Below are 10,834 nucleotides of genomic sequence, written 5' to 3'. Positions count from 1 at the left end.
TCTAGACCTTTATCAAAATTAGCCTTCCCTTCGTCGGGTATTAATCAAAAATAATTTACAGGATATTTAATTGGTAAAATTTTAATATTATAATAATTAATTAGATAAAAACACTTCAATTCTCTTTTTTGAGGCTGCTTTTACAAATACTCATTTTAAATTTTATAAAAATCAGATAGTTATTTTTTTTGTTCCTTTCATTATCATTTTTGATCAAAAAAGACCGGTTTTTTTTAAGCCATCAAGAAGAAATTTATGCCATTTTAAGGTCGAAATACTATAAATCGAAAAAAAAATACGCGTTTTCGGTAATTTTTTTTTTCCGATATGTTCTTGTCAAAAAACCGCTTTAAAATGCAGATATGTAATTTGATAATGCAAAATTTCAGACATATAAAAAATAATGTTTTCTGTGAAATCACCTATAAAATCATTGGCGATCTATTTATTTTATTATAAAATGTTTTGTTTTTAATATTTGTATTTATATTGCATCACATTTATAGCCAAAATTAATCTCGCAAGAACCTCTTTTTGGTATAAAAAAACTCTTCGATTAAGGAATATTGAAACATGAATTTTACCCTTTGGAGGAACAGGAAACAAAAAGCTCCTCCTGAGAAAATGAAACAAAAAATAAATCAGTAATACGCCCTAGTTTCCTTGTTACTTCTCTGAATATAAATCACCTAATTTTTATTTGGGAAGGAGCAACAAAATTCAACCTGACATTAATTCATTTTATCCCAAAGCTCTGCCTTCAAGACAGTAGCCCGATTCAAGAAAATACTCTTGGTTTCCTTTGGTGTTTTGCCAATAGATGGAAAAGGTATGTTTTGGAATGAAATGAAACTTAACAATAAAAAAAAACAGACTCTAGACATTGTTTAATAAATGCAAACTGATAGTAACATATCGTTTTTTGAAAGCGTACCGGCAGCAAAAATTTGCTGCTTGGTACTGCTTGCATTTATGCCCATGGTATCTCTTGGACAGACCACATACACTTGGATTGGAGCCGATAATGGGGCTTGGACAAATAGGTTTAACTGGTCACCTACCCGCACTACCCCTGCGACTACAGATATACTTCAATTTAATTCTGGTGAGACTCTCACTGTTACAGCTGTTCCTTCACAGACCATCAGAGGATTGATTGTTGCCAATAATTCAAATATTACTTTGGCTTCCACTGTCAGTAATCAGAATTTAAATATCAACAATGGAACGGATACTGACTGGAATGTTGATTCCGGATCTACCCTTACTATAAGAGGGACAAGTAGATTCAGGATTACCTTGGCTATAAATGCCTCCGCTGTGATAGACGGGGAATTGATTTTGGGGACAAATGGGAATATTAACACCGGCAATGCAGGAACATTGATTACTGTCAATGGTAAAATCACCAACACTGGTGGGAGTTTCACTAGTTCTGGTACTGCTAAAATTATATTTGGACCAAATTCTGAATACACACATGCAAGGAATGGCACTTCTCTTCCATTGGCCACCTGGAACCCGACTTCGACTGTAAGATTGACAGGGGTCACAGGTACAACGGTAGGAAGTACAAACCAAAATTTTGGAAACTTTATTTTTCAATCCCCAGCCATGACAGTAAACATGACTTTTTCACCTTTGGGGATTGCTGGGAATTTGATCATTCAAAATGGAACAGCAACTGGCGAAATCAGACAGGGGAGTGCAGCCTACACTGTTGGAGGAGATTTCCAAATCTCCGGAGGAAGGTATGCAATAGTCAATGCCACAGGTGCGCAAAGGAGCATTACCGTGCTTGGTAATGCTACTATCACTGGCGGATTGCTAAACATGAGTATCAGCAATACCGCCATCGGCACTTTAAATATTGCCGGGGACTTCACCCATACAGGCGGCACCATCAACGAAACAGCTACAGGTTCAGGAAGAATTATTTTTAATGGGAATACCACAAATCACCAGACTTATACATCTGGCGGGACCGTCACCAATGTGATCAACTATATAGTATCGACCGGGGCACACGTGAGACCGGCCGATTCCAATACAGTTTTCCTTGGTGGCGGTACTTTTACCCTTCAAACTGGCGCAACACTTGGAATCAAATCAGCACAGGGAATCACCACCACGGGTGCCACCGGAATGGTGAGGGTGACCGGAGCGAGATCTTACAATACCGGTGCAAATTACATTTATAGCGGTCAGACAAACCAAAGTTCCGGTAACGGGCTGCCCACTACGGTCAATAGCCTGACTGTAGAAAACTCCGGCCCAATAGGTAATCAGACAGTCAGCCTGTCTCAAAATGTGGCCATTGTCACCGACCTCTCAGTTATAGATGGAGGACTTGATATGTCGACTTTTACTGCTGACCGAACTGCAACAGGTGGCACATTGACTTTAGCAGATGGGGCAATGCTCCGAATCGGTGGAACCAACACACTTCCGTCTAATTATACATCCCACGTGATTGGCTGTAACAGTACTATACAATATTACGGGACCAACCAAAGTGTCGCTAACATCAATAGCCCTTCTACTTATGGGGAATTGATACTTAGCGGTACCGGGATCAAAACCTTGCAGCTAGGGACAAATACGATCTGTGATGATTTTACCATGTCAGGAACTGTTTCGGTGACAGCAGTTGAAGGAATCAATTTCGGTGCCAATGTCCAAATCGGTACAGGTACCACCTTTTTGGGATCCGGATTTACGCATCAGGTTGCCGGAAACTGGAATGTTGAAGGTGTATTTATTCCTGGAAATGGATTGGTTGTCTTTGATCAAAATGTGGATGTAAATATTACTGGAGGTACTTTCAATGGCCTCAGAATATCAGGAGCTGGACTGAAAACAGTTACTGGAGACATAGAAATTAACGGTAATTTTTTGGTAGAAGGTTTGGTGGATATTTCATCGCCTTCTACTGTAACCGTTAGGCCTTCTGCCCAGATGACAATAGAGAATTCGGCTACTTTGACTACGTCAGGTTCAGCCAAAATTGTTTTGAATCCCACGGCTATTTACCTCAATCTCAGCACCCAAAACCCAACCTTAGAAGTTCAGCAGGAATTGACAGGAAATAAAGGATGGAGAATGGCAGGTTCTCCCGTGGGAACTACTTATGCCGATATGCTTGCAAATGCTGAAACCCAAGGTTTTCCGGGTGCAAACAGTCCCGATCTCCAACCAAACATATTATGGGTAGATGAAACCGATCAGGGTACTAGCCTTCAGACTTGGAGAAAGCCTGCCCAAATCACAGACGTCATACCTTCAGGTAGGGGACATTACTTATTCGTTTTCAATGGAGCAGAAAAACCGTCAGGTGGAGGGAATTATTCGGATGCGCTTCCCTTGACCCTCTCCGCTACCGGCACAGAACCAAATCTTGCAAATAGCACATTTGACTTTGGGGTGACATATACGCCGAGGGATACGAGCCTGATTGTCAATGGGGGACAGCTCACAGAAGTGAATGTCGCCGATGCGGGATTTAACCTGATCGCAAATCCAACCGCCAGCATGATAGATTTTTTTTCAGAAAGTGGCTGGAACAAAACCAATATTGACAATACAATCTATGTATGGGATCCGGCTTCGGGATCTTTTCTTACCCATAACGGCACCCTTGGCACCCTTGGTGATGGCCGTATAGCACCATATCAGGCTTTTTGGATTCGGACCAATGCTCCAAATCCCCTTCTTCAGCTTACCGGTAATGAGGTAAAAACCATCGTTTCCAAAGATTTCTTTGGCAGAAAAGCAGAAGAGGAGCCATTTGCCATTCAGCTTGCTGTGGCCGGGGAAGGTATGGAGGCAGAGTCATTTATCAGCTTTGGTAGAGAAGGAAGAGAGTCAAATGATCCTAAGGATGCCTATCAACTGGAATCCCTTGCTGACGATTGGCTTTTCCTCTACACTTATGGCTCATTACGTTCAAGTAATCCTTTAGTCATCAATAGCCTTCCATTGTTGGATGAACGCGAAAGAATCATCCCTTTGCATCTGGCAGCTTCCAAAAATGGGAAAGCATTTCAAGGTTCCTTCCTTATGAACTGGACCCTTCCAAGTGAGTGGCCCGCGGATAAAAGCATCATTCTGATGGACCATCTGAATAAAAAAGCCATCAACATGCAGGAACAATCTGCATATACCTTTAGTTTTCAAGCGCCGGAGGTCCCTAAAAAACGGGCAAGATTGTCTTCCAATGAATTTGAATTGCCAAATGCAATAGTGTTTAGATCACCCTATAAAACAGGAGAAAGCAATGCTAAAATCAACTCTAGATCACCTGAAAGGCCATTTACCATCTATATCGGTGGTGCATTCCAGGAGGATAAAATTGAATACCTACCGGATTTTCCGAAGCTATTTCCGGTAAGTCCAAATCCATTCAGGGATTCAGCCAAGATCAGGTTTTTTTTACCTGAATCGGACAAGGCAGAAATACTTATCTATGACCTGATGGGTCAAATAGTAGCAGGATTTCCTGCTGCTGAGTATGGAACTGGGATCCATGAATTGGAGTGGATGCCGAATTTGACCAATCTGGCTACAGGTCTGTATATAGTCCAATTGGCAACTAAAAACTATCGATTTACCCAAAAACTTATTAAAAATTGAAATGATTAGATTCTTCACATTACTTCTGGTCTTCAATTGTTTTTTGGTAAAAGTATCCTTTGGACAAGCCAATGGAAGAGGTACATCACTGAATGTAAGGGCAACTGCCACGGTAACTGACAACCTAAATATGCTCACTATACGGAATATCGACCTAATCAATCCTCCGGTCATGAGTGGGACTTTGGAGGTATCTCCGATAACAAGTGAATTTGCGGGCATGTTCAAAATCATGGGAAGCCCCGGGGCTAGAGTAAGGATTACCTACCTTCAAAATGAAGTGATCAGAGAATACGAGGAAGGTATAGGCGAAGTTTCTGCAGTGTACATCCTAAGTGCGGCTTTCAATGACTTGCAATACCAAAGTGCATTGTTGGACATTGGAGAGGGTGTTTTTCCAATTGGTCCAGATGGTGAATTGTACGTATGGCTTGGTGCCAATCTGGATTTGACCAAAGCGACGCCGGGAGTTTACCTTTCTGAATTTATCATTGAATTGGAATATATATAAAGTGATAAAAGTTCTTTCACATATTGTAGAATTCAGGATGCTCTTGGGCATAAGCCTCTTCCTTTTGTCAGGGACAGGTTTTGCCCAGAGGATCAGTTTCAATACCTGGACAGGGAGTGATGACATTACTATACTTTCTCCCCAAGGTGCGATGCCGACTTTGGATTTTAACCAAAAGCAACGCGCCTTGGTACCCGGAACTGAAGCAATAACCATTGGACTTGTGGATAATCAGGCCGTAATCTACGAGATAGAGGCACCAGAAGGATTTGACCTGACAATAGATGTCAGTGCCCCTTCAGCCTTTGTTCTCGCAGACAATCCCACCGAGTCTATTCCTTTTCTACTCAAAGTAGCTTACAATAATTTGGCCCCTACGGACGAATTGAGTGGGAAACTGAGTGCAGTGGAGCTTCCGGCAGGTTTTTACAGCATTACCTTTCCCGTAAGCAGGAGGGCTTCTGGGGCACCGATGGCGCCGCCCTCCCCCGAGGATGGGGCCTTTACCAGGCCAAAAGCAAAAGCCTACCTGTATTTATATGGTACTTTGGGTCCGGTAGGGATGGTACCTGCAGGGATTTATGAAGGGGAAATAAACATCAACGTATCCTTCACTAGCTATGATTAGGTATTGTTTGATCATAATCGTGTCGGTACTGTTTTTTGGAAAAATCAGTACTGTGGAGGCCCAGATGGTCAATGTACGCCTGGTGCTTCCTGCCGGCGTCAACTTTAATCCAAGAATCATTGAAGCCAAACCCAAAGGAGGTGAAACAGGACTCAGATGGGTGGAGATGGTAGTACAGGAAAATATCCATTTGACAGTAAGTCTGAAATCAGATTACACAGGCAAAGACATAACAGAAACACTTTATGTGCTCAATAATGGAACGGTAGATTTTAGAACTGCTACAAAACATGAAGCCGGAGAAGCAAGCTTCCAATTTGATAACAGAGGAATGCTGATCCGAAATACCAAACCCAAAGTCCAACAAATCAGGGCATGGCTAGGAATACCGATTTTACCAGGAATCATTACTGCAATAGAATATCATTAAAACTTAAAATATATCATAAACCACTTAATTGAATCGCTTATGAAACATCCCTCTTAATCCCCCAATCCATGACACATGGATACATTTGAAAAGCAAAAAAAAGTAAAAACAAATAGTAAAAACAAAAACAAAAAGTAAAACAAACTCTAACAAATTTTTAATTTTTAAAAACAACAACAAAATGAAAACAATTCTTAAATCACTCGTAATTGCAATTTTCTTCGTAGGTCTAGTATCTACATCTTATGCACAAAAAGCTGCTACAGCTCCAGCTACTGCCGAAATCCTTCAGGATTTGACCATCGTTTTGGATGGGACATTGAATGCCATCAACTTTGGTAGAGTATCGTCTACTACTCCGGGACCTGTTGTTTTGGACGCCAACTTGGCAGCAGATAACGTAAACACCGGTTCTATCACCAACGTAGCTCAATTCAACCTTGGAGGTGCAAATGGTCCTGTAACCGTATTTTATGATCCTACTGTAACTTTAAGTGACGGTGGAGGAAATTCTATTTTGATGAATACAGAAGTAGTCGGTAATCCTATAGTTACCAACAGGGCTACTGCTATCCCTGTAGCTAGTGGATCTACAGTGACTTTGGCATCTAACGTGTTTTTCTTATGGATAGGTGGTTCATTTGCGGCCTTGACAAACCAAGTTACCGGTGTTTATTCAGGTACTTTCAATATCAGTGCAGAATACAACTAGGATTCAACAATTCAAGTCGGCGGTTACCCCGCCGACTTTTATAACTCTTCAATTTTATGAAAAAGATAATCAAAGCTTTATCAATAAGCTTATTCCTGTTTTTATCTGTGCCTACCATGGCTCAGATATCCATTGCACCGACATCGGTTTTTATGGATGAGAATGGTATTGCTTCCCTGTATATTACAAATCCTTCTGAGGTTACCCAAGAAATCAGCGTAAGCTTTGTATTCGGTTACCCTGGCAGCGATGATCTTGGCAACTTGGTCATGGTCTATGGAGACAGCATCAAGGACAAACAATATGGGTTGGGTGACAGGTTAAGGGCATTTCCCCGCACTTTCGTCTTGGCACCGCAGCAGCAGCAGACTGTAAGACTTCAGCTGAGACCTGACCGTTCTTTGTCTGCAGGTACCTATTTTACCCGAGTCAAAGTAACATCAAACAATCAGGCACAGGATGTGGATCAGGTTGTTGAATCCGAGGTTTCCACCCAGGTCAATTTTAAATTTGACCAAGTGATTGCAGCATTTTACAAAAACGGACAGACCACGACAGGACTTGAAATCGGGAACGTGTCTACAGCTAAGGAGGATGGGAAGATCAGGGCTATTGCCGAATTTGTTACCACTGGCAATTCACCGTTTCTTGGAAGCATATCCGCTACTTTGAGAGATGCTTCAGACAAGGTTGTTTCCCAAAAGGAAGAAACAGTAGCCATGTATTTTTCAGGTAAAAAAGGAATCGATGTCAATATTCCGGAAGGTTTGGCCTCAGGAGAATACCAGCTTGAGCTTCAGTTTGAAACCAAAAGGTCAGATATATCTTCCTCTGATTTGGTTCAAAGCAGTCCTATTTCCAAAAGGGTTTTGGTAAGGATTCCCTGAGAATAGGAAAGGAAATGTGGTTATATGCTACCTAGCAGTCCATAGACCACAGTCGATAGTCCATAGCCGCTCCAATTGAAATTCAATCCGGGTTTTATTTGGCCAACGGTAAGAGGGTGTATATCCAAGAAGAACCATTATGATTTTGAATCACAAATTTCCGGGTTTGCCACACTGAGCCGCTGCGGCGGAGAATTGTCTCAATGAATTAAAGAGATTCTTCTGCATTACAGCTGTTTGGATGCGCAGCCCCCGGCACATCCCTGCCCGACGACAGGCGGGGGTTTTCCGACTTCTGTCTTCCGTCCTTACTTTAAATTATTTATCTCGCTTTTTTAAAATATTACCTTGATTCACCCATTTAATTTTGCCCATGTCAGGAAACTAGCAGGGGTTCTTTATATGCTTTTGACTGTTTTTTTGATGCTTGCATCCAAAACCGCAGAAGCAAAGCCAGAACCTGATGGCGAAGCCATGCTAATTTTTTCCTATCCTTCATTGGGACAGGCCTATTTGAATGTGGCATTTTTTGATGATGTTCCGTTTTTGCCTTTAGGCGAGGTGCTCAGTTTGTTATATATCGGCAATGAAAGGACAAGTAATGGAAAGGGGCTTCAAGGGACTTTTCCAAGCAAAAGTGACAATTGGCTTATTGATCCCCTCTTGGGCTTGGTGACGATCAAGGGCAGTAGAGAAAGCCTTCCGGCCGATAAATTTTATATGGGGGGAATGGACATTTACCTTCACCCTGATTATTATTCTAGGATTTTTGGCCTGAATTTCCTGGTAAATTTCAATGCGCTTTCACTAAGCCTCACTGCAGAATATCCGCTTCCTATCGATGAGAGGCAGAAAAGGGAAACTTTGAGAAGGAAGCTTCAGCAATCAGCTGCGAATAAGGATCAATCAGATGCTCCACTCCTTTACGGGAGAGACCGAAAACTCTTTGCTCCCGGTATGTTGGATTATAACCTAAATTACAATTTGAGTAGTGAGAATAGAAATCTTGGTATTCTTATGAACGCCGGAATGGAATTTTTAGGGGGTGATCTTCAGGGATTGTATTCGGGAACAGTTCTAGATGGCAAACTTTTTTCTTCTTTTTCAGGTGCCCGATGGCGCTATGTTTTACCGGGAGGCCTATTGCCAGATAAGAATGCCGGTATGACGGGTATTTCGGTAGGACAGATCAATACCACAGGACTTAACAATTCCGTAGGTATTCTGGGTGTTGGCATTACCAACAATCCGGTCATCCCGCGGATGAAGCTTGATGTTTTTGTCATCGATGGCTACACCGAGCCGGATTCTGAAGTTGAGCTCTTGATTGGAGGACAGTTGGTGGATTTTCTCAGGGCTGATGATGTAGGATATTACCGATTCAATGCACCCATTACCTTTGGTGTTGTCCGTCTTGCCATCAGAATATACACCCCACAGGGTGAGGTCAAAATAGAAGAAAGGCAACTGCAGATTCCTTTCACTTTTTTACCGAAAGGTTTTGTAACTTACAATCTACAGGCAGGAATAGCCCAAACAGGGATAGACAGTCTCGACCAAGACCTTGTCGGACATGCAGACATTGCATATGGTGTGACTAATGCGCTTACTGTACGGGCAGGGGTGGACAACGGTGCTGTATTCGGAAAGAATATGACTTATGGTGTTTTTGGACTTTCCGCAAGGATTTTACAGCAATACCTTCTCAATGTCGATGTTTTGCCTGACAGGTATTACCAGGCTTCTGCTTCGGTTTTTTATGCCAACAACACAAGCATCAATGCCCAGTTTACAGAATTTGTTCCTGAATCAGAGTTCAATCTTATGGGTCAGATCAGAGAGGCAAATATTAATGCGTTTTTTCCTTTCAAAACCTTTGGGAAATTTTCAGGATTCAGAATCACCGGCGAAAGGCAATGGTACGAAAGCGGTTTCAGGACCAATTACCAAACAGATTTCAATACCCAAATAGGAAGGATTGTAGCTAGGGTCAATTACCGCGCCCGCATCAGTGGAGTCAGGGATACAGGAACCGGCATAGAGCCGCCAAATATTTACAATGCCATAGGCCAATTTACAGCCTCAATGACATATACCCTCAAGAGGGATCCTAGTGTACCTGTTTTTGTAAGGGGTATGTTTTTTAGGGGACAATACAGGTATGATACTTATAACAAAACTCCTGTATCTTACAATTTAATGATGTCCCAGACCCTCTTCAAAATGGGAAGGCTTACCATGGGCTATGAAGTGGATGCGATCAGGAAAAAGGGACAGTTTCAGTTGGGTTTCCTATATGATTTCAGTGGATTAAGGACATCAACACAGTTTTCGGCAAGTAGAAATACCTATTCAGCCCAACAGGCGATCACAGGATCTCTTGGCATTGACCCTTCGGGATATATTCTACCGGACAATAGAGACCAAGTCACCCGTTCAGGAGTCGCAGTACGTCTGTTTATTGACGCCAATGAAAACGGGGTCTTCGATCAGGGAGAGGTGGTAGTTCCTGCAAAAGCGGTGCGCTTGGACCGATCTGCTAACATGCTTCTAGGTTCAGACGGTATCCTCAGGATCACCCAATTGCAAGCATATTGGAAATACCAGATGGAAGTAGATATCCATGCCCTTCCTAACCCCAATCTGGCCCCAAAAGTCAAGCGGTTTACCTTTGTCGCCGAGCCAAATAGGTACAGAAGCATTGACATCCCACTTTATCAGACAGGAATCATAGAGGGATTTGTAGTAGTGGACCACAATGGCAAAGAAGAAGGATTGGGTGGATTGAGATTGATCCTCGAAAAGCTGAATGACAACGAACCACTGCAGCTATTGAGAACCTTTACCGACGGAGGTTTCTATGTCTTTGGAATGATGCCGGGCAAATACAGACTTTATGCCGATCCTAAGCAGCTGGAGTTTATGAATGTCACATCAGATCCAGGAATACTCGAATTTGAAATAAAGGCCTTGGCTGATGGAGATTACTTGGAGAATTTGAATATTAAGCTGAGGTATAAGTAGGAGCGAAGTG

Annotated in this window: 7 protein-coding genes; all 7 read left to right on the top strand. The window is 42.2% G+C overall.

Annotated elements, in window-relative coordinates; translation table 11 throughout:
- The first annotated feature begins 894 nt into the window (after positions 1 to 894).
- A complete protein-coding gene (locus MMU07_RS12145) occupies positions 895 to 4,632 on the top strand; it encodes a T9SS type A sorting domain-containing protein (protein WP_241126144.1) in 3,738 nt (1,245 codons plus the stop codon).
- Position 4,633: 1 nt separating this feature from the next.
- A complete protein-coding gene (locus MMU07_RS12140; protein WP_241126143.1) occupies positions 4,634 to 5,143 on the top strand; it encodes a hypothetical protein in 510 nt (169 codons plus the stop codon).
- Between the two features lies 1 nt (position 5,144).
- A complete protein-coding gene (locus MMU07_RS12135; RefSeq protein ID WP_241126142.1) occupies positions 5,145 to 5,771 on the top strand; it encodes a hypothetical protein in 627 nt (208 codons plus the stop codon).
- Positions 5,764 to 6,201 carry a hypothetical protein gene (locus MMU07_RS12130; RefSeq protein ID WP_241126141.1) on the top strand — a complete coding sequence of 146 codons (438 nt, stop codon included), beginning with the start codon at positions 5,764 to 5,766 and terminating at the stop codon, positions 6,199 to 6,201. The genes MMU07_RS12135 and MMU07_RS12130 overlap by 8 nt, the downstream gene beginning before the upstream one ends.
- 181 nt (positions 6,202 to 6,382) lie before the next feature.
- Positions 6,383 to 6,913, top strand: a complete 531-nt coding sequence (locus MMU07_RS12125; RefSeq protein ID WP_241126140.1) for a DUF4402 domain-containing protein — start codon at positions 6,383 to 6,385, stop codon at positions 6,911 to 6,913.
- 56 nt (positions 6,914 to 6,969) lie between these two features.
- Complete coding sequence (locus MMU07_RS12120) at positions 6,970 to 7,800, top strand: hypothetical protein (protein WP_241126139.1); 831 nt, start codon at positions 6,970 to 6,972, stop codon at positions 7,798 to 7,800.
- Positions 7,801 to 8,148: 348 nt separating this feature from the next.
- Positions 8,149 to 10,824, top strand: coding sequence for a fimbria/pilus outer membrane usher protein (locus MMU07_RS12115; RefSeq protein WP_241126138.1), 2,676 nt, complete (start codon positions 8,149 to 8,151; stop codon positions 10,822 to 10,824).
- Positions 10,825 to 10,834: the final 10 nt, after the last annotated feature.

The organism is Cognataquiflexum nitidum, from assembly GCF_022538055.1.
In the GTDB taxonomy this organism is placed as follows: Bacteria; Bacteroidota; Bacteroidia; order Cytophagales; family Cyclobacteriaceae; genus Cognataquiflexum; species Cognataquiflexum nitidum.
The sequence above is the reverse complement of the archived record's forward strand: the minus strand, read 5'-3'. Positions and strand labels throughout refer to the sequence as shown.